Raw genomic sequence first — 20,548 nt, 5'->3', positions numbered from 1 at the left:
ATCTAAACGTCTCGTAAAGCAGCCTTTCGCCGGGTCTCATTACGCCGCATAAAAAACCACGCCAACAGTGTCGCCAGCGATACCGTTAGGATGATCAAGGTAGCAAGCGCATTGATCTTCGGCGACACCCCCATGCGCACCGACGAAAACACCACCATCGGCAGCGTATTAGCCCCTGGGCCTGAAACAAAGCTGGCGATCACCAGGTCATCCAGCGAGAGGGTAAACGCCAGCAGCCAGCCTGCTGCCAACGCGGGGGTAATGATCGGCAGCGTGATAGAGAAGAAGGTTTTCACTGGAGGTGAGCCCAAATCCATGGCGGCCTCTTCAATGGAGTGATCCACTTCCCGCAGGCGCGCAGCCACCACGACCGCCACGTAGGCACTACAAAAGGTGGTATGGGCAATCCAAATGGTCGCCATACCCCGGTCGGCTGGCCAGCCGGTAATCTGCGCCATCTGCACAAATAGCAGCAGCAGTGAAAGACCCGTTATGACTTCGGGCATCACCAGCGGCGCTGTGACCATGCTGGATAGCGCCGTTTTACCGCGGAAGTGGCCATAGCGCGTCATTACGAAGGCTGCCACGGTGCCCAGGCAAACCGCCATGCTGGCAGCGAAAAATGCGATCCTTAGGCTCGTCCACACCGCCGACAGAATCTGCTCGTCACGAAATAGTTCGCCGTACCATTGGGTGGAGAACCCCGCCCACACCGTGACCAACTTTGAAGCGTTAAACGAATACACCACCAGCACAAACATCGGCAGGTAAAGAAACAGTAGGCCAATCACCAGCATGACCGTTGAGAAGTTGATCCGCCGCAGGCTGCTCATGACGCTAGCTCCTTGGACTGATAGCGATGGAACCAGACAATCGGCACCAGTAAGAGCAACAGCATCACCATGGCCAGCGCCGACGCCACGGGCCAGTCGCGGTTAAGGAAAAACTCCTCCCACAACACCTTACCGATCATTAATGTGTCCGGGCCGCCAAGTAACTCGGGAATCACGAACTCGCCTACCGCCGGGATAAACACTAGCATCGAACCGGCGACAATCCCCCCCATAGAGAGCGGCAGAGTAACTTTGATAAAGGTATTGATCTTGCGCGAACCCAGGTCGGCAGCAGCTTCCAATAAAGAATTATCCATCCGGGTTAGATGGGCATAAAGCGGCAACACCATAAACGGCAAGTAGGCGTAAACGATACCAATCGTGACCGCAAACTGGGTGTTCATCATGCGCAGCGGAGAATCGATCAGCCCTATCCCTATCAGTAGGTTATTGATCAACCCGCTATTGCTTAAAATACCCATCCAGGCGTAAACACGAATCAGAAACGACGTCCACGAAGGCAGCATGACCAGTAGCAGTAACAGCAGCTGCCAGCGAGCGGGTGCCCGCGCCATGGCATACGCCATTGGGTAGCCGATCAGCAGACAAGCCACCGTCGCTATGAATGCAGTTTTGACTGAGCCCCAATAGGCGGCGATATAGAGCGAATCTGAGAGCAGAAAGAGGTAATTGCCCAGATTAAGAAAGACATGCAGTGTCTGATCGGCGTACTCAAGCAGCGGGCCATAGGGCGGAATCGCAATCGCCGCTTCTGAGAGGCTGATTTTGAGCACTAGCGCAAAGGGCAGTAAAAAAAACAGCGTCAGCCACACGAGCGGAAACGCAATCACTGCTCGACGCCCTAACTGCAAGCGTTTGAGCAGTGCTGAAGAACGAGATAACTTCATTAAAGGCAGTCTCCTCGCAGTAAGGAATGCGCCACTATCGCAATTCAAAACGTTAGCAGCTCAAGACGCTAGCGGTTCAAAACAATCGTACTGTGATCTTCCCAGTAGACATACACACTGTCTTCCCAGGTGGGTCGATCACCGCGACGCTCGGTATTGGCCATACTGACTTTAATGATCTGGCCCGACTGGGTGCGCACGTAGTAGAGCGAGAAACCGCCTAAATAGGCAATATCATCCACCTTGCCTTCTGCCCAGTTATATTCTGTTGTGGGTTTCTCGCGGGTTAGCCAGATTTTTTCAGGGCGCAGCGCGACCCAAACCCGCCGATTCGACGCCTGTGTGGTAATACCGTGGTCAATATAGATGGGGCGCTCGAGCGCTGGAGCGGCGATACGGCAGTGGTCGGCAGCGTCTTCGATAATCTCGCCTTCAAACAGATTCACCGTGCCGACGAATTCCGCCACCATGCGGCTCACCGGGCTTTCATAAATATCGATGGGCGAGCCTATTTGCTCGATCCAGCCATCAGCCATGATCGCCACACGGTCGGCCATGGTCATCGCCTCTTCCTGGTCGTGAGTGACCATAATGCAGGTCACACCCACCTGCTCAATGATCTCGACCACTTCAAGCTGCATTTCAGTGCGCAGCTTTTTATCCAGTGCGCCCATGGGCTCATCTAACAGTAACAGCTTAGGCCGCTTGGCCAGCGAACGCGCCAGTGCTACCCGCTGGCGCTGGCCGCCAGAGAGCTGATGCGGCTTGCGCTTGGCAAAGCGCTCCATATGCACCAGTTTCAACATTTGCGCGACGCGAGCGTCGATATCCGTTTTGGGGAGCTTGTCCTGCTTTAAGCCAAAGGCAATATTCTGCGCCACTGTCATATGCGGAAATAGCGCATAGGACTGAAACATCATATTGATAGGCCGCTTGTGCGGGGGCATGGCGGTGATATTCTCACCGTCTAATAAAACCCGGCCTTCGGAGGGCGTTTCAAAGCCCGCCAACATCCGCAGCAGGGTGGATTTACCCGACCCGGAGCCACCTAATAGCGCGAAAATTTCCCCGCGCTTAACCTGCAAATTGACATCATCCACCGCCAGCGCATCATCAAACCGTTTGCTTAAGCGTTTCACTTCCAGCACGACATCCTCGGCAAACCGTGGGGTTTTGCCCTGGGGTCGTGACGAAGAAGGAGTCGTTGGCGCAGCAGATGAAGGCTCGTTCGACAGGGGCGTAGTGACCATTCGCCACTCCCATCAAAAGGCCCGGCAACCCGGGCATTAATAAAGACGAACAGCGAGCCGGTGAGGGAATGCCTCTGGCTCGCCGTCGGATAAATGTCGGTTTAACGACCGGACTTTACACGATTCCAGATCCGTGTACGTGCGCGAAGCACATCTTGAGGCTTTTCAGCCTGTACGTACAGGTTTTGCATGACATCGGTGGTCGGGTAAATCGCCGGATCATTCAGGATTTCATCAGAGAGATATTCATTAGCCGCCAAGTTAGGGTTGGCATAGCGTACATACTCGGTGATCTCGGCGGCAATTTCCGGGTCAAGAATGAAGTTGATAAAGGCATGAGCGTTTTCAGTGTTCGGCGCGTCAGCGGGCACCGCCATCATATCGAACCAAAGGGCAGCGCCTTCCTTGGGGATGCTATAGCCAATAGAGAAGTCGCGTCCTGCTTCTTCAGCACGAGCAGCGGCTTGGAAAACATCACCGGAGTAGCCTGCGGCGACGCAAATATCGCCATTCGCCAGGTCAGACACATAGCGTGACGAGTGGAAATAGGTCATATCGTCGCGAACACTAGCAATCAGCTCACCCGCCGCTTCGATATCGTCGATATTTTCGCTGAGCGGGTCTAGGCCTAGATACGCCATGGCGGGTGACAACATCTCATCAGCAGAATCCAGCATTGACAAGCCGCAGCCCGCCTCGCTCAGTGCGCTGGTTATTTCAGGATCAAACAGCAGCCCCCAGCTGTCCAAGGGGGCGTCGTCACCCAGGATTTCTTTTACACGCTCAACGTTATAGCCGATCCCATTGGTGCCCCACATATAAGGGACCGAGTATTCGCTACCGGCGTCGATGGTTTCCAGGTTAGCCATCAGCTCTGGGTTGAGGTTATCTAAATTGGGCAGTAACTCGTGGTTCAGTGGCTGAAACACGCCAGCTTTCACTTGGCGGGTAAAATAGTAAGTGGATGGCACGACCACATCGTAACCGGAACGCCCAGCGAGCAAGGCGGCATCAAGAATTTCATTACTGTCGTAAACGTCGTAGGTCACTTCAATGCCGGTGCGCTCGGTAAATTTTTCCAGCGTTTCCGGGGCAATGTAGTCTGACCAGTTAAATACCCGCACCTCTTCGGCTTGGGCAGCGCTAGCCGCTGCGGCGAATGAGATAGCCGCAACGGCCGCGGAAAGTTTGTGGATGTTCCCCATTATCACTGCTCCTGTTGTCTCAACTAGTCATTAAACAATTCAGCATTCACTAAACAGTTCAGCCAAATGTTTTGCCAAGTGTCTTCATACCAAGTGCGCCCTGCTGCTGCCGGCAACAGCCCTCAGCGGCTAACAATAGCGTAGGCCATAATACTGACCGTGCGAATTTTGCGGTGCAGTGACGCCTACCGCAAGCCAATGTGAAAAATTCTTGTATTTTGCTTCATCGACCCCATTAACCAGCTAGTGCAACGACAACCGCCTGGCCAATAGAGAAATGCTATTGATGGCATGGCTATTCTTAATTTTAGCCATTAGTCGTTAGCCATTAGTATTATCAACAATTTCACATTATTCATTCACCAATCCTGGAGATTATCTGAATGTCATTGATCAACACTGAAGTTAAGCCGTTTAAAGCAACTGCCTATTTGAATGGCGAATTTGTTGATGTTACTGAAGCCGACATGCAGGGTCAGTGGTCCATCTTTTTCTTCTATCCCGCTGACTTCACTTTTGTTTGCCCGACTGAGCTTGGTGACTTAGCCGACAACTATGCTGAGTTCAAAAAACTGGGCGTTGAAATCTACAGCGTTTCAACCGATACCCACTTTACTCACAAGGCATGGCACGACAGCTCTGACACCATCGGCAAACTTCAGTACCCGATGATTGCGGATCCGACGCTGCGCATTTCACGTAACTTTGAAGTCTTGATCGAAGAAGCCGGTCTTGCCGAGCGCGGCACCTTTGTTGTCGACCCCGACGGAAAAATCCAGATCGTCGAAATTAACGCAGGCAACATCGGTCGTAATGCCGAAGAACTGCTGCGCAAAGTGAAAGCCGCCCAATACGTGCGTGCCAACCCGAACGAAGTGTGCCCAGCCAAGTGGAAAGAAGGCGAAGAGACACTCGCTCCTTCTCTGGACCTGGTAGGCAAAATCTAAACCGCTCGCGGTTTTCACATCCTTGCTCTTTTTTGCTGCGCAAGGGTGTGCATGTTCAACGCCCGGGTTTCGCCCGGGCGTTCTGTTTTAAAACTGTTATTAAACCTGTTAACAGTTTTTTAAAGTATTACTGATTAGCACCGTCACACACGTGTGTTCAATACGTCTGTTATCTGCGAGGAAGCTACTGTCATGCTGGACGCCAATTTAAAATCCCAGTTAAAAGCGTATCTGGAAAAAGTGACTCAGCCGTTCGAGATCGTTGCGTCCCTCGATGACGGTGCCAAGTCACAAGAATTGCTTGGTCTGTTGGAAGATATCAGCAGCCTGAGCGACAAGATTACCTTGCACAGCGATGGTCAGGATGCACGTACGCCATCGTTTGCGCTCAACCGCCCCGGTGAAGAGACTGGCGTGGTGTTTGCAGGCATTCCTATGGGCCACGAGTTCACCTCGTTAGTGCTTGCCCTGCTGCACGTTGGCGGTCATCCGCCTAAGACGTCTGACGAATTGCTTGATCAGGTTCGAGCATTAGATGGCGAGATGCTTTTCGAGACCTATTACTCGCTGTCTTGCCAGAACTGCCCGGACGTGGTTCAGGCACTCAATTTGATGGCCATCTTCAACCCGAACGTGCGCCACGTCGCTATTGACGGCGCGCTGTTTCAGGATGAAGTCGAGTCTAGGGAAATCATGTCGGTGCCGAGCGTCTATTTGAACGGTAAACCGTTCGACCAGGGCCGCATGACGCTTGAACAGATTCTTGCCAAGGTTGATACCGGTGCCGCCGAACGCGATGCCAAAAAGCTGAGCGAAAAAGCCGCTTTCGATACGCTTGTCATTGGTGGTGGCCCGGCAGGTGCTGCGGCGGCTATCTACTCGGCGCGCAAAGGCATCAATACCGGCGTTGCCGCTGAGCGCTTCGGTGGTCAGGTGGCGGACACCATGGGCATTGAAAACTTCATTTCGGTGTCACACACCGAAGGCCCGAAAATGGTCAGCGCGCTAGAAGAGCATGTCAAAGATTACGAAGTTGACGTCATGAACCTGCAGCTTGCTACTTCCTTTAAAGCTGCCGAGACAGAAGGCGGCCTTCACGAAGTATCGTTTGAGTCCGGCGCTAAGCTGAAGAGCAAGACGCTAGTACTGGCGACAGGCGCCCGCTGGCGTGAGATGAACGTGCCCGGCGAGCAGCAGTATCGCAACAAAGGTGTTGCCTACTGCCCTCACTGTGACGGTCCGCTGTTCAAAGGCAAGCGGGTAGCGGTTATAGGGGGTGGTAACTCGGGTGTTGAAGCGGCGATTGACTTAGCGGGCATTGTCGGCCACGTCACGCTGGTTGAGTTTATGGGCGAGATGCGCGCTGATGCGGTGCTGCAGAAAAAGCTCAAGAGCCTGCCTAACGTTGATATCATTCTCAACGCCCAATCGACCGAAGTCACCGGTGACGGCAGCCGTGTCAATGGCTTGAACTATAAAGACCGTACGACTGATGAGAGCAAATCCATCGCGTTAGAAGGTATTTTTGTTCAGATTGGTCTGGTACCTAACACCGAGTGGTTGAAAGGCTCACCGATCGAAATGACGCCGCGTGGTGAAATCATTGTCGATGCCCATGGCATGACATCCGTGCCCGGCGTATTTGCCGCAGGCGATGTGACCACCGTGCCCTACAAGCAGATCATTATCGCCATGGGCGAAGGTGCTAAAGCATCGCTCGGCGCTTTTGACTACTTGATTCGTAACTGATCTCGACGAAAAAAAGCCCGCGGACATTTGTCCGCGGGCTTTTCTGTTGGGAAGTACCTTTAACTCGCGACCCGTTAGAGTACCCACGTACCGCCTTTTAGGTGCCCATTAAGATTTAGCTGGAATTTCCCCTAGTACCTCTGGAATCGTCATCTTCACATAGCGCCCTGGCGCAGGCTCAATCACTTTGAGCTGACCATCGCCAGGTTGGCGCACAGGCACCATCTTTTCGCTATCGGCATAGCCATTCTCAGTCATCCAAGACTGCCAATGGGGCCACCAGGAGCCTTCATGAGCCGCTGCGTTTGCTAGCCACTCATCATGCGTTTCCGGCAGCGCTTCGTTCGTCCAGTAGCCGTACTTGTTTTTATGGGGTGGATTAACAATACCCGCAATATGGCCCGATCCGCCCAATACGAAGGTAACCGGCCCTTTAGGTAACAAAGCCCCATAGTAAGTGCTGTTCCACTTGGCGATGTGATCCTCTTTGGTGGACACGAAATAGCTGGGCGTGGAGATTTTACGCAGGTCTATTTTCACATCATCCAATTCAATGCCGCCAGGCTCAACGAGACGGTTCTCCAGGTACATATAGCGCAGGTACCAAGCGTGCGTCCCGGCAGGAAGGTTGGTGCCATCCGTGTTCCAGTAAAGCAGGTCAAAGGCGGCGGGCGTTTCGCCCTTTAAATAATTATTGATGTAAAACGACCAAAATAGATCATTTTCACGCAGCAAGTTAAAGGTATATGCCATTGAACGACCATCAAGATAGCCTTTCAACTGCAGCGTCTGCTCAATGCCTTCTACCACTCGCTCATTAAGAAATACGCCGATATCGCCAGGGTCACGAAAATCCTGCAGCGTCGCCATATAAGTAACCGACTTTACTTTGCGCCCACGCCGCGTGCTGGTGAGATAGGCCACTGTAGAGGCGGCTAGTGTGCCCCCCACGCAATAGCTGAGTAGATTGACCGACTTCTCACCACAGGCCTGTTCGATGGCTTCCATCGCGCTGATGGGCCCCATCTGCATATAGTCGGCCCAGGTGATATCGCGTTGTTCAGGGCCAGGGTTACGCCAGGAGATCAGAAAGACGGTATGGCCTTGATCCACCAGCCACTTAACCATTGAGTTATCTTCACGTAGGTCAAGAATGTAGTACTTATTGATCCACGGCGGCACCATTAGCAACGGCGTTTTAAAGGTTTTTTCCGTGGTGGGGGTGTACTGGATCAACTGGATCAATTCGTTTTCGTAGACCACTGCCCCGGGTGTTACGGCGATATTTTCACCCACGCCAAAAGCGCCGCGATCCGTCATGCAGACATTGATACCCTCGGCAGAATTGCCCAAGTCTTCGCGCAGGCGAGCTAATCCATCCACCAAGTTCTGGCCACGGGTTTCAAGCGTGCGGCGCATGACTTCAGGGTTGGTGCCCATAAAATTTGTCGGCGCCATCGCGTTGACCAACTGGCGCGCGTAAAACATCAGGTTACGCTTTTTGGTTTCGTCTAAACCGCTTAGGCTTTCAACCAGCTCTTCCACCATCTGCGAAAACAGTAGGTACTGCTGCATAATAGCCATATAGTGCGGGTCTTGTGTCCACGCCTCGTCTTTAAAACGGCGGTCATTTTTGGCCGGCGTGATCAACGGGGTAACCTGCTCGCCAGCCATCCCGCGCATGGCTTGCTGCCACAACAGCCACTGATCCTGCACCAACCGGGCCTGGGTTTCCCACAGCAAAGTAGGATTCTGCATCAGCGACTGCGCACCCGCTTCAAAGCTTTCGCGCATATCGCTATAAATGGAGTCGGCGGCCTCACTGGGTGCAATACGGGAAAGCAGATCCTGCATCAATCCTTGGTACTGCTCACCGATCTCTTTGAGTTGATTATGCCACTCTTCAAGCTCTGCCTGAGATAACCCTTCAGGTAAGCCCTTGGCTATTTCATCGGCTAGCCCTTGAGAAAGCCCTGATGATAATGCCTGGAACGGATTGTGCCACGCTGACTGCATACTAACTCTCCCTACGCCCTCTCCAGGCGCACCGACCACTTTGACCAAGACCAAGCTGTTATATAGCTAAGTTTTTATACGATAAGGCTTCTATATGACAAGGTTTTATCGTTGCAATGTTTTATTTATAGTTGCAACGTTTTAAATGCATCGCGGCGCCCTAAGGCGCCGCGATGATGTCGTCAATCAGCTTTTGCGCGTTGACTGACTGGAGGCTTTCGCAGGCTGCTCCCCTTTCGCAGTAGCCTTGGCTTGGTCGGACATTTGCTGCCCGGCTTCACTGAACATCTTTTCCATTTCAGATTTAAACTGCAGGCTCATTTCGCTCATCACCCGCGCGTCTTCCTGCATCTGCTGGGAAAGTTCGTTCATCATCTCGGCTTGCTTGGTGCCGAAATCACGCAGGCTTTCTGCGTCTTGAATTTCAGTGGCGCTACGAATGCGCTCAGTACCCATCTGGCTGTAGCGCTTCATGGCTTCCAACTGATACTGGGTCATTTTTTCCATATTGTTGAGCATCAGCGAATTAATTTTTCGCATGGGCTCAAACATCTGCTTAGTTTGGGCGTTAAAGGCGTCCATCATATTGTCTTGCATAGTGTCTGCTCCTGTATCGTTCCTTGGCATGAGCCTTGGAGTGACTCACCGTGATGTAGCTTTGCTGCACTGCAAAAAGAGTAATCTTTGGCATGCTGCATTGCAACAGTGGCGTCATTTCAGTATCACCGTGCAAGCCTGAACCGCTTTGCCATATTACTCTGCCCTACCTCAACAGGTGGAGAACCACCTGTTAAGTTAATGCGCGTTAACTGCTTGCTTCAATCTATGTGCCGCTGCGTTTGGATTCAGAACGGGAACGTGACGATGCCGTTGACTTTGCTTTGCTGGAAGAAGCGCTTTCTGAATTGCTTTTAGAGCTAGTCCCCCCTGCCTTCTCATCATCATTGCTGGGGGCCGAAGAAGCGCTGGCGCTGCCCGCTTGCCGCAACATATCGAGCATCATTTGCTGGTAGGTTCCGAAATTAGCTAGCCCTTGAGAAAGTCCCTGTTGCATCATCGGTTGCTGCAGGAAAGGCCGCATTAGACTCATAGGATCGTAGCCTTCCACCCCAGACTCCATCTGCCGTTGAATATTCTCTAGCAGATTTTTCTGGAAAGCTTCGACATCAGGCAGCCCCAGTGATTGGCGAAACTCATCAGGGGTAAGATCAAACTCAACGTTAATCTTCATAGGCGGCTCCTGCACTGTTTTTCATGACGACTGCTCATGCATTTGTTTTGTTTGAGTGTAGCAGCGAACTGCCAACATCACCGTATCGGGTTAGCGCTGAGTTAAACGGGGCGTATCAACGCTAACGTCACCATTTTGACCACGCTGACGAAGCCAGTGATCCAACAGCGTAATCGCCATCATCGCTTCAGCGATAGGCGTTGCGCGAATCCCTACGCAGGGGTCGTGGCGCCCTTTAGTCACCACCTCAACTGCCTGACCATGAATATCGATAGAGCGGCCCGGCGTAGTGATGCTGGAAGTGGGTTTCAGCGCTAAGCGCGCTACAATCGGCTGCCCGCTAGAGATGCCACCGAGCACGCCGCCAGCATGATTGGAAAGAAAGCCCTCTGGCGTCATCTCATCACGGTGCTCGCTGCCCCGCTGGGCGATACAGCCAAACCCTGCGCCAATCTCAATCCCTTTTACCGCATTGATACTCATCAAAGCATGCGCCAGATCAGCATCCAGGCGGTCAAAGACGGGTTCACCCAGCCCTACCGGCACGCCTTCGGCAATCACGGTAATTTCAGCACCTACCGAATCCTGGTCGCGACGCAGTTGATCCATATAGGCTTCCAGTTCAGCGACGCGCTCCGGGTCGGGGCAGAAAAACGCATTTTGACCCACCGATTCCCACTGTTTGAACTCAATCTTGATAGGGCCTAACTGGCTCATATAGCCACGAATCTGGACGCCCTGGGCGGCTAGATACTTCTTGGCAATCGCCCCGGCAGCCACCCGCATAGCAGTTTCACGGGCACTGGAGCGCCCGCCCCCGCGATAGTCGCGGTGGCCATATTTATGGTGGTAGGTGTAATCCGCGTGGGCTGGCCGAAACTGCTCTTTGATTTTCGAGTAGTCGTTAGAGCGCTGATCGGTGTTCTCAATCAGCAAGCCGATCGAGGTACCCGTGGTTTTGCCTTCAAACACACCGGACAGAATGCGCACCTGATCGGGTTCTTTGCGCTGAGTGGTATGCCGCGAACTGCCCGGCCTGCGGCGATCCAGGTCGAGCTGTAAATCGGCTTCGCTTAACGGCAGCCCAGGCGGACAGCCATCCACAATAGCGCCGAGCGCTGGTCCGTGGCTCTCACCAAAGGTAGTCACACTGAATAGTTTGCCAAACGTATTGCCAGACATGGCCGTTAATTCCTCACACGAAAGACGCCGCATGGGCGTCGAGTTCAGCGGCGCTCAGAGCAAAAACACCCTGGCCGCCACGCTCGAATTCAAGCCATAGAAAAGCGACATCCGGAAATGCCGCTTCCACATGGCGGTCAGAGTTGCCGACTTCTACAATCAGCCAGCCATCATCGGTTAAGTGTTCCCGCGCCTCGCGCAAAATGCGCCGCACTATATCCAACCCATCGCTACCGGCTCCCAGGGCCAGTGAAGGCTCGTGGCGAAACTCGGCAGGCATAGTGGCAAGGTCACGGGCATCGACATAAGGCGGGTTAGAGACGATCAAATCAAAGCGTCGGCCTTCTAAACCGCTGAATACGTCCGATTCGACCGCCCGCACCCGGTCGCCCACATCGTGGCGGGTAATGTTCTGGCGGGCCACGGCCAAGGCATCCTGACTAACATCGGCAAGCGCCACTTCGCAGGTCGGTAAATAAAGCGCCGTCGCAATGCCGATACAGCCAGAACCGGTGCATAAATCCAGCACACTGGCAGGCGGCTCTTCAGGAAACCAGGCGGCAAAGCCGTCTTCAATCAGCTCGGCAATCGGCGAGCGCGGAATCAGTACCCGTTCATCGACACTGAACGGATGGCCGGCAAAAAAGCTCTCGCCCAATAAATAGGGAAGCGGACGGCGGGTGGTAACACGCTCCCGTGCCAGAGCAATAATCCGCTGCCGTTCTACGGGCAGCAGCCGCGCCTCGAGCACACTGGGATCGATGTTCCACGGCAAGTGCAGAGCACCCAGGCAGAGCGCTACCGCCTCATCCCAGGCAGAATCGGTACCATGGCCGTAGTGCAGGCCCGCCAGATAAAACTCGCTGGAGACCCAGCGCAGATAGTCGCGTAGGGTAAAGAGCTGGCTCACCAGCAACGACTCCGACAGGGAAAGGGTTGAGTGAGGATGCTCAACGTTTAGATGCGTGGTCACAGCGGCTCCTGGTTGACGATAATGATGAATGCAGCTGATAAAGCCTTATTCATGCAACGAATAAAAAGATTGTACCTTTCACGCCGTCCGGTTCACAGCAACGCTCAGCCCGCTATACTGTGCGTCTTTATCTGTTTCACCTTTATTTGCCACTTTTTTGCCACCCGAGCCTACCATGACGCGACGCCGCCACCTGCCCGACGATGACGATATCAATGCCTTCCGCGATGCGTTAAAGGCGGCAGGCGTGCGCCGTATCGCGACTAACCAGGCCGATCCAGGCAAACCTAAAATTGACGGTAAGGCCCATGAGGCTAGACGTCATGCGGCTGTTGAAAGCAATACGCCTCAGTCCAGCGGGCGCACCTCAGATGGCCGGGTGGAGGCCGTGCGTCCCTCTGAGTATTTAGAGTTTTGTGTACCGGATTTACCATGGCGTACGTTTAGCCAACTAAAACGTGGGCAAACGGCGTGGCAAGCGGGACTTGATATGCACGGCTATACGCTGGAAGAGGCGCGTGTGGAGTTGGAGAGTTTTTTGCGCGACGCCGCCAGCCAAGGCTTGCGCTGCGTACTGGTAGTGCATGGCAAAGCGTGGGGCACCACGTCCGACTTTCCTGTGCTTAAAAGCCATACCAATGCCTGGTTACGTGAGTGGCCCGGCGTGCTGGCTTTCTGCTCGGCTATCGATATCGATGGTGGCACCGGTGCGGTGTATATATTGCTCCGCAAGCGAAGCCAGTAGCCGTTACTCGATAGCGTCGGACGCGATACTTGGCATGCGCCGCTCCAGCGCTTCATCGGCCAAATGTCTGCCCAGACGAATCAACTCCTTGCCGCGGTGGAATTCATAGGTACTGCAGACTGTTTTGGGTATTTCGATCAGCACGTCGGGCGGGTAGCCCGCCACCTTGTACTTGGCCAGCGCTGCCTGGGTAATATCAAACGACTCCAGAATCATATCGAGCTTGCTCCACTCCCGCTTACCACGGGCTTCAGTGGTCTCCTCCAGCTCTTCGCCCTCTCCGCTTGCCCCCTCACCATTCGCTCCCAGCCCCGCCCACAGTTTTCGCGTAGCGGCGCGCACATCCCCCATCCAGTTACCCATGTTTTGATCGCGCTCAATCTCTTTTTTGCTACGGCTATCGGTCGCCTCCTCCTCCTTAGGCAGCAATTCCTCCATGGTGACTGGCAGCGGGCTATGCGCGGTCACGTTGACCGCCACCACAAAATCCGCTTGATGAGCCGCCACCACAGGCATGATCGGCAGCGGGTTAAGCAACCCGCCATCCACCAACACTTGATCACCCAAATGCACTGGCGTTATTACCCCCGGCACGGCAATTGAAGCGCGAATCGCTTGCAATAAGGGTCCATTTTGAAACCACACTTCCCGCTGGCGAACCAGATCCGTTGCCACCGTTGTCACTGGAATCGCGAGGTCTTCAATTAAGATATCGCCCACCAGCGTTTCCAGCTTGTTCATGACCTTGCTGGCACGCATCGCGCCCATGGGGCTCCAGGTCACGTCGACTAATTTGAGCACATCCAAATAGTCAAGGTTGCACACCCAATCGCGGTATTCAGGCAGCTTGCCTGCCGCGTAAATACCACCGATCAGCGCGCCCATCGAGCATCCTGATACGGCGATGATTTCAAAGCCCCGCGCCTCAAGGGCTTCAATCACCCCAATATGCGCGTAACCGCGCGCACCGCCGCTGCCTAACACCAGAGCGACCTTGTTCCCACTACTGACATGCGCCAATCCGTTCATACTACTATCCATCGCTAGGCCTTATCGGTCTTAACCCTGTCGCTCGTAACCCAGTGAGCGCCAATCACTGCGGCGACTTGCGCTACGGCACGGGGTTCCAGATGCAAGTGGTGGCCGCCATTAAGCACACGCCGGGTCAATGCTTTTACTGCTTGCCGCGCCTGAACCGCCCAGGCGCGTTCACCCAGAATCCCCTGCTCCCCTTCAACCAATAGCACTGGAGCGCTGATTTCCGCCAGCAATGACAACACCTGTTCGGGCGTGAAGCGCACCAATGAAGGCTTCAGCAAGCGACTGTCGGTGCGCATTTGCACATGGCCATCGGCGGTGGCCTGGGTGTTGCGCTCCACTAACGGTGTGGCCGTAATGGTATCCACCGGCGTGACGCCTCCAGCAACACGCGCAGCGATGGCACTCTCGATATCCGGGTAGCGCGGCGCGCGGGAAAGTGGCCGACGGTAGGCTGTCAGTCCTTTGCACAGTTGGCTAGCGGTCTCTTCAATGGGCGTATTGAGCGCCCCCAGCCCGTCAATCAACGTTAGCCGCTCCACCCGTTCGGGTAGCGCAGCAGCAAGCAAGCAAGCCACTGCGGCGCCCATGGAGTGGGCCAACACGCTAACCTGGTTAAGGCCGAGGTCTTCCATGGCATCCAACACATCGTGGCAGTAGCCCCATAGCGCATAGCCACCGCCCTGGGGCACATGTGCCGAATGACCATGGCCGCGAAAATCCAGTGCCACGATACGCATATCCAATGACTCTACCAGAAGCGGGGCTAACCGAGTAAAACTGGCTGCATTATCCAGCCAGCCGTGCAGAGCCAGCCAAACCGGGGCATCAGCGCGCCCCCAACTAAGGGCGGCCAGGCGACCCTGGGCAAGAGAAAGCGGCTGCGGCGCAACGCTGCGTGCAGCCGTAGATTCGGTGTGGGGCATAATCAACCATCCTGAACAAACGGCAACGTTATAAGGCAAGCAAGATGACGACGTAAGCGACAAACGTTACCATGCCCGGCGTTATGCTTCCGCCTCTTTTACCTCCACCCTCATTTGGTGCCATTATGAAACCACACCGCGATACCCGCGCTCGTAATCTGGTCTTTTTTGTTGCTGTCATTAGCGCCCTGGTGGTCGGTTTCTGGCTCGCAAAATAGGTTCAAGCCTCACCGAGTAGCCCCAGGCTGGCCGCTGGCGCTTGGCGACGTAATCCCCGCGAAAGTGCATGACCTATCACGCCAATCAGCACAGCACCGCCAATGGGGAGGAAAATCCATAGCCCCAGATGAAGGTGCGGGGTTAGATCCAACAAAAAGATGTACAACGCTGCGGTGGTCAATTCAGCCAGTACCGCCCCCATCAACCCACTGGCAAAGCCCAGCAACGCGTATTCAGCGCCCTGCACCCGTGAAATCATTTTACTGCCTGCGCCAAATACGCGTAATAGACCGCTTTCATGGGCGCGCACAGGTAAGCTTGCAGTCAGTGCGGCATACAGTACGCTTATCCCTGCCAATAGGACCAATGCAAGCACTAACTCCACCGCCCGTGTAACCTGGCCGAGTACATCCCGCACCTGGCCCAAAATGGCATCAACATTCAGTAAGGAAACTCCTGGGAATTCGGCAATCAGCTCCCGGATCAACCCCTGCTCCGCTTCAGGCAGATGAAAGGCGGTGATGTAGCTATGCCCAAACTGTTCCAGCACGCCCGGCGGAAAAATGACGAAGAAATTAGGCTGAAAACTATCCCAATTCAGGCTGCGCAAGCTGGTAATTTGGGTGGTGATTTCATCGCTACCCACCGAGAAGGTCATCTCATCACCGATGTTTAAGCCAAGCCTTTCAGCGAGTCCATCCTCCATGGAGATGGGTACTGGCGCCGCTTGCTGCGTTGCCTCGACGGCGCTCATCCAGCCTTGGCTTTCACTGCCCTCTTCATTGCCCTTCTCACTGTTTGTGTCGCCTCCCAACGGGGCTGGCGAGAACCATTCACCGGCCACCACAGCATTGCCCTCTGGCACTTCAGATTGCCACGTCAGGTTGAGCTCCCGGCGCAGCGAGTTGTCACCGCGGGCATCAGGCGGCACAGCATCTCCCGGCGGCTGACCATTAATGGCAATCACTCGCCCACGCACCATTGGGTAGAGGGTGCTTTGGGTTTCCACCCGTGGCGAAACTGCCGCATCGAAAGGATCGCGTTCGGAAGGCTGGATATTGATGGCAAAGTAGTTAGGCGTATTGTCAGGCAGTTGGTCTTGCCACGTGCTGAGCAGGTCGCCCCGTACCAGTACAATCATCGCCATGGCAAAGAAAGTCACTGAAAAGGCCAGTAACTGGCCTAGGCCCGCTTGGCGACGCCGTGCTAGCTGGCGGCCGCCTAAGCGGAGCGCCTGAGACCACTCACTACGCCCGGAAAATCGCTGTACAACGCGCAACAAACCGCTAAGCAGCAGCGCACTAATCATCCACAGCACACCGAGCAGAGCCGCCCCACCAATCAACAGCGCAATAGCCAGCGGCAGGCTACCCGAGTAGAGCCACAGCAGCCCGCCAAACACTAGGCTTGCCACGCCCACCACCAGCCAGGCCGAAGGCGGCAGCGGATCTAATTCGCGACGCAGAACTTTTAATGCGCTCACTCGTTTGATACGCAGCAGGGTTGGCCCAGCAAACCCCACCAGCACGGCAAGAGCCGTAAACACGCCTAATCCCAACGGCATAAGACCAGGCGGCGGTAGCGTCATGGGTAAGAAACTCACCAACAGCCAGATAAGAACCGCTTGGCCAACCAGCCCAAGCAGCGCCCCAATCACTGCGGCTACCAGTGCCAAACCCATTAGCTGAAGCGAAAAAATCGTCACCAGTTGCCGCTGGCTGGCGCCAAAGCAACGCAACAGTGCGGCAGTATCCAGGTGGCGTTCCACATAACGGCGAGTCGACATTGCCACTGCCACGCCTGCCAGCAGTACCGCTGCTAAACCGGCCAGCCCCAGATAACTCTCTGCACGCTGCAAGGCATTGCCAAGCTGGGGGCGATCAACGCGGACATCCCGTACCTCTACCCCATCGCGGCGTAGCTCAGCAAGCAGGCCTTGCACTTGATCAAGCGCTTCCGGCGGGCCTGCTGCCAGGATTTCAAACTCAATCCGCGAGCCTTCTTGAACAAGACCGGTGGCTTCGACATCCTCGGTATTGATCATCAAGCGTGGATTAAAATTACTGAAGCCGCCGGACTGGTCCGCTTCGCGCTCAATGATCCCTGTTATCTCAAGTTCGGTCTGGCCCACTTGGACCCGGTCACCCAACTCTATCTCGACCAGTTCTATCAAGCGTGGATCCGCCCATGCTTCACCAGGGGCTGGACCAGACGCTATTTGTTCAGTGCCATTGCCAAAATCGACGGAAGAGGCGCCATAGTGTGGGTAGACCTCATCCACGGCTTTTAAGCTAGCCGGTTGAAAACGCCCGTCGCGGCTAATCATCGATACCAGATCGACTTGGTCACTCAGTACGAAACCTGCATTTTCAAGGCGTTCTCGCAGCTCCTCTGAAAACGGATCACGCTGCTCTAATACCAGATCGCCACCCAGCATTTGGCCCGCCTGGCGCTCTAGGCCGCGCTCTAGGCGATCTAGGAAAAACGCAATCATGGTGGAAGCCGCGACCGCCAATACCAGGGCGATAAATAGCGCACGTACATCAGCGGCACGCAGGTCTCGCTTGAGGCTGCGCATGGCCAGGCGCCAGTTCACATCACTCATTGCGTGCCCTCGTCAATCGAAGCCGCGGTGGGCACAAACGCTTCTAATTTTCCATGATCTAATCGCAGGCAGCGGTCACAACGACGCGCCAGGGCATGGTCGTGAGTCACTAAAATCAGCGTGGTGCCTGCTTCCCGGTTTAGGGTGAAGAGCAAGTCAATGATTTGCGCGCCGGTGTCGGGGTCCAAATTACCGGTGGGCTCATCGGCAAATACCAGCTCGGGGTCGGTAACGAAAGCACGGGCAACGGCAACGCGCTGCTGCTCACCACCGGAAAGTTGTTTGGGTAAGTGATTCACTCGCTCGCCAAGTCCAACACGCTCCAACCACTGGGCAGCGGTTTGTGTCTCCCCTGCACGCGGTGAGAGTTCGAGGGGTAACATGACGTTTTCAAGCGCGCTCAACGTGGGCAGCAGTTGGAAGTTCTGGAACACAAAGCCCACTCGCCCAGCGCGTAGCGCAGCTCGCCCATCTTCATCCAAGCGGCTCAATGCATGGCCGAAGAGTGTTAGCTCACCATCGCTTGGAGTATCAAGGCCAGCCAGTAGCCCTAGTAGGGTTGATTTCCCCGCACCGCTCTTGCCTAGAATCGCCACACTTTCACCTGCCGCCACGCTTAGCGATAGGTCGTGTAAGATAGTTAGTGAGCGTTCACCGCTCGTCACTTTTTTAGACAGCTTATCGGCATGCAGAACAGGATGCCTAACGGCGCCTTGTGGAACATCGCTTAACGCTTGGTTGTCGGTATTAGGCTGGCGCTCACCGTAGGGTGACTCGCTCGACATTGATATATCCGTAGCAGTATTTTCAGTTTTATCTGAGGAGTTTGGATTTGAAGAACATGGATTTGAAGAGCTTTGATTTGAAGAGCTTTGATTTGAAGAGCTTTGATTTAAGGAGTAAGACATGAAGCGTGGCATCCCTGTGGCATGGCATGGACTGAACCGCATGGTAACCGGATGGCTGGTGTTGCTGATAGTCACCTTTGCCTCGGTGTCTATCAACGCTTCGCCTACCAATACCGAACAGTCACCCAGCCTATTAGTGATGGGCGATAGCTTAAGCGCCGCCTACGGTATTGAGCGTGAAGAGGGCTGGGTGAGCCTGCTGGCAGAGCGTTTAGAAGGCGAGGTGAACGTCATTAACGCCAGCATTAGCGGTGAAACCACATCCGGAGGTCTACAACGATTCTCTGATATTCTCGGACAGCAGCAACCGGATATTGTTCTACTGGAATTAGGCGGCAATGACGGTTTGCGCGGTCTGGCACCCAATCAAATGCAGGCGAACTTAGCCAGCATGATTGAGCAGAGCCAAGAGGCAGGTGCACAAGTACTGCTACTAGGGATCGATATACCGCCCAATTATGGCCAAGCGTACCGGGATGCTTTTACCGGGGTTTTCCACTCGCTGTCAGAAGAGTACAACATTTCTTTAGTGCCTTTCTTGCTGGAGGATATAGCCCTAAACAACGCGTTAATGCAAAGTGACGGCATTCATCCTACCGCCGATGCACAGCCGATTATCCTCGACAATGTGTGGCCCGAGCTTGAGCCGCTGATTGAGCCCCTGGTTGAGGGGCAGTTAGAGACAACGCATCAGGCAGCGGTTCAGTAAGGTTAACAAAAAGCTGTTTATCTACTTTATCGACGGGTGGATAAACCGCCCTATGAAATAAACGTTAGTGCATATCTTCTGCCATATGGACTAACATCAGCAGTGTTGCTGAAAAATAGTCGTCCTGCTGTTGAGGTGTTGAGCTAGGCAACGTTTCGCCACTGACATAGGCTCTAATCGCATCCACTCCACGTGAAATCGGATATTCAGCACGCTCATCACTTACCACATCAACCCAAGCGGGTGCTGGTTGATGTACAGGATCATCCCAAAAAGCCTTAATACTGCCAAGGCCGCTGGCTTCCTCACGCCCACCCCATACAAAATAGAGCGGGATACGAACAGCATCAAAACCGAATCTAGGCGCCCAGTTTGTTGCCGGGCTCAATTCACCCTCCTGAGTGATTTGAACCCAATCGGTTGGCAATAAATATGCGCCAAAACGTGCTTGATCCAGTAATTTAACGCCATCATTAATCAGGCGGTCCCAGGACTCATTCGGCTCAATTTCAGCGAAGTCTTGTAACGCGGGAATAAACCAGTATGAGAGGTTGAGATCAGCTCCTTCGTTGCGACGAAAACCTTCTATGCCTGGCAGTAACACCTGAAAGCCAGCAACTTCGTATGTTAGGTTTTCAAGTATTGCGCTTCGTATACTTTTTGATGCACTCGCATAATTAGCGTTATCCCAGCGCTCGGCTGCTAAATATAATGCCCAGGCAATAAATAAATCACCATCGGTTGCGTTATTTCGATCGCGCACTGCTGGTATATCGCGAGGGTCATATCGCCAAGAGAAGAGTGATACATCCGGTCTATTCAGGTGACGGCGGGTCCAGCGCCAAATCTGATCAAACGTTTTCTGATCATTATAATGCTGAGCAAGCATCATGCCCCACCCTTGCCCTTCCGAGTGACTGATATTGTGATTACCTGTGTCAATCACCCTTCCCTCTGCATTAACAAAGCGCTCACGATAGACGTGCCAAGCAGAGTCTGCCTGGGCTGCACTTATGCTGCTGAACAAACAGACAAGAAGCCCAGCGCTTAACGTAAACCGATACAGCATTTTCGGTTAGCCCTTTAATTGTGCAGCTCCATTAA

At 54.2% G+C, this 20,548-nt stretch carries 18 protein-coding genes; 4 read left to right on the top strand and 14 right to left on the bottom strand.

Going from position 1 to position 20,548, the window contains the following annotated elements:
* Positions 1-2 precede the first annotated feature (2 nt).
* From KO116_RS08405 to KO116_RS08390, 4 genes are all read right to left on the bottom strand, one after another.
* Entirely contained in the window at positions 3-833 is an 831-nt protein-coding gene (locus tag KO116_RS08405) for an ABC transporter permease subunit (protein WP_035563255.1), read from the bottom strand.
* Positions 830-1,741, bottom strand: a complete 912-nt coding sequence (locus KO116_RS08400) for an ABC transporter permease subunit (RefSeq protein WP_035563249.1) — start codon at positions 1,739-1,741, stop codon at positions 830-832. Before KO116_RS08400 ends, KO116_RS08405 begins: the two co-directional genes overlap by 4 nt.
* A 68-nt stretch (positions 1,742-1,809) precedes the next feature.
* A complete protein-coding gene (locus KO116_RS08395; protein WP_035563237.1) occupies positions 1,810-2,991 on the bottom strand; it encodes an ABC transporter ATP-binding protein in 1,182 nt (393 codons plus the stop codon).
* Positions 2,992-3,092: 101 nt separating this feature from the next.
* A complete protein-coding gene (locus KO116_RS08390) occupies positions 3,093-4,196 on the bottom strand; it encodes a polyamine ABC transporter substrate-binding protein (RefSeq protein ID WP_035563235.1) in 1,104 nt (367 codons plus the stop codon).
* 389 nt (positions 4,197-4,585) lie between these two features.
* Between KO116_RS08390 and ahpC the strand changes: the two genes are divergently transcribed.
* Both ahpC and ahpF read left to right on the top strand, forming a co-directional pair.
* Positions 4,586-5,143: an alkyl hydroperoxide reductase subunit C gene (gene ahpC, locus KO116_RS08385; RefSeq protein ID WP_431313221.1), complete on the top strand. Its 558-nt coding sequence runs from the start codon at positions 4,586-4,588 to the stop codon at positions 5,141-5,143.
* A gap of 192 nt (positions 5,144-5,335) precedes the next feature.
* Positions 5,336-6,892: an alkyl hydroperoxide reductase subunit F gene (gene ahpF, locus KO116_RS08380; RefSeq protein WP_035563233.1), complete on the top strand. Its 1,557-nt coding sequence runs from the start codon at positions 5,336-5,338 to the stop codon at positions 6,890-6,892.
* Between the two features lie 108 nt (positions 6,893-7,000).
* On the opposite strand, the gene phaC is transcribed toward ahpF, so the two are convergent.
* The 5 genes from phaC to prmB all read right to left on the bottom strand — a co-directional run bounded on the left by phaC (position 7,001) and on the right by prmB (position 12,294).
* A complete protein-coding gene (gene phaC / locus KO116_RS08375; protein WP_082072572.1) occupies positions 7,001-8,908 on the bottom strand; it encodes a class I poly(R)-hydroxyalkanoic acid synthase in 1,908 nt (635 codons plus the stop codon).
* Between the two features lie 186 nt (positions 8,909-9,094).
* Entirely contained in the window at positions 9,095-9,505 is a 411-nt protein-coding gene (locus KO116_RS08370) for a phasin family protein (protein WP_035563231.1), read from the bottom strand.
* A gap of 226 nt (positions 9,506-9,731) precedes the next feature.
* Entirely contained in the window at positions 9,732-10,139 is a 408-nt protein-coding gene (locus KO116_RS08365) for a hypothetical protein (protein WP_035563230.1), read from the bottom strand.
* Between the two features lie 90 nt (positions 10,140-10,229).
* Positions 10,230-11,321, bottom strand: coding sequence for a chorismate synthase (gene aroC / locus KO116_RS08360; protein WP_008959602.1), 1,092 nt, complete (start codon positions 11,319-11,321; stop codon positions 10,230-10,232).
* A 13-nt stretch (positions 11,322-11,334) separates the two neighbouring features.
* The gene (prmB, locus tag KO116_RS08355; protein ID WP_035563228.1) at positions 11,335-12,294 is read right to left on the bottom strand and encodes a 50S ribosomal protein L3 N(5)-glutamine methyltransferase; all 960 of its coding nucleotides are present in this window, start codon (positions 12,292-12,294) and stop codon (positions 11,335-11,337) included.
* A gap of 175 nt (positions 12,295-12,469) precedes the next feature.
* On the opposite strand from prmB, the gene KO116_RS08350 reads away from it, so the two are divergent.
* The gene (locus KO116_RS08350; protein WP_035563226.1) at positions 12,470-13,039 is read left to right on the top strand and encodes a Smr/MutS family protein; all 570 of its coding nucleotides are present in this window, start codon (positions 12,470-12,472) and stop codon (positions 13,037-13,039) included.
* A 3-nt stretch (positions 13,040-13,042) separates the two neighbouring features.
* Here KO116_RS08350 and KO116_RS08345 read toward each other — a convergent pair whose 3' ends face one another.
* The 4 genes from KO116_RS08345 to KO116_RS08330 all read right to left on the bottom strand — a co-directional run bounded on the left by KO116_RS08345 (position 13,043) and on the right by KO116_RS08330 (position 18,612).
* Positions 13,043-14,068: a patatin-like phospholipase family protein gene (locus tag KO116_RS08345; protein ID WP_035563224.1), complete on the bottom strand. Its 1,026-nt coding sequence runs from the start codon at positions 14,066-14,068 to the stop codon at positions 13,043-13,045.
* 14 nt (positions 14,069-14,082) lie between these two features.
* Positions 14,083-15,003, bottom strand: coding sequence for an alpha/beta fold hydrolase (locus tag KO116_RS08340; protein ID WP_035563222.1), 921 nt, complete (start codon positions 15,001-15,003; stop codon positions 14,083-14,085).
* Positions 15,004-15,223: 220 nt separating this feature from the next.
* Positions 15,224-17,827, bottom strand: coding sequence for an ABC transporter permease (locus tag KO116_RS08335; protein ID WP_035563210.1), 2,604 nt, complete (start codon positions 17,825-17,827; stop codon positions 15,224-15,226).
* A complete protein-coding gene (locus KO116_RS08330) occupies positions 17,824-18,612 on the bottom strand; it encodes an ABC transporter ATP-binding protein (protein ID WP_082072571.1) in 789 nt (262 codons plus the stop codon). The genes KO116_RS08335 and KO116_RS08330 overlap by 4 nt, the downstream gene beginning before the upstream one ends.
* A gap of 121 nt (positions 18,613-18,733) precedes the next feature.
* On the opposite strand from KO116_RS08330, the gene KO116_RS08325 reads away from it, so the two are divergent.
* Positions 18,734-19,444 (top strand): arylesterase, encoded by a 711-nt coding sequence (locus tag KO116_RS08325; RefSeq protein WP_035563208.1) that lies wholly within the window; start codon positions 18,734-18,736, stop codon positions 19,442-19,444.
* A gap of 64 nt (positions 19,445-19,508) precedes the next feature.
* On the opposite strand, the gene KO116_RS08320 is transcribed toward KO116_RS08325, so the two are convergent.
* Complete coding sequence (locus KO116_RS08320) at positions 19,509-20,513, bottom strand: glycosyl hydrolase family 8 (protein WP_035563206.1); 1,005 nt, start codon at positions 20,511-20,513, stop codon at positions 19,509-19,511.
* Positions 20,514-20,548: the final 35 nt, after the last annotated feature.

The organism is Halomonas sp. KO116, from assembly GCF_000734975.2.
Lineage (GTDB): Bacteria > Pseudomonadota > Gammaproteobacteria > Pseudomonadales > Halomonadaceae > Vreelandella > Vreelandella glaciei.
Note: the sequence above shows the minus strand (reverse complement) of the source record. Positions and strands in the feature narration are given on the sequence as shown.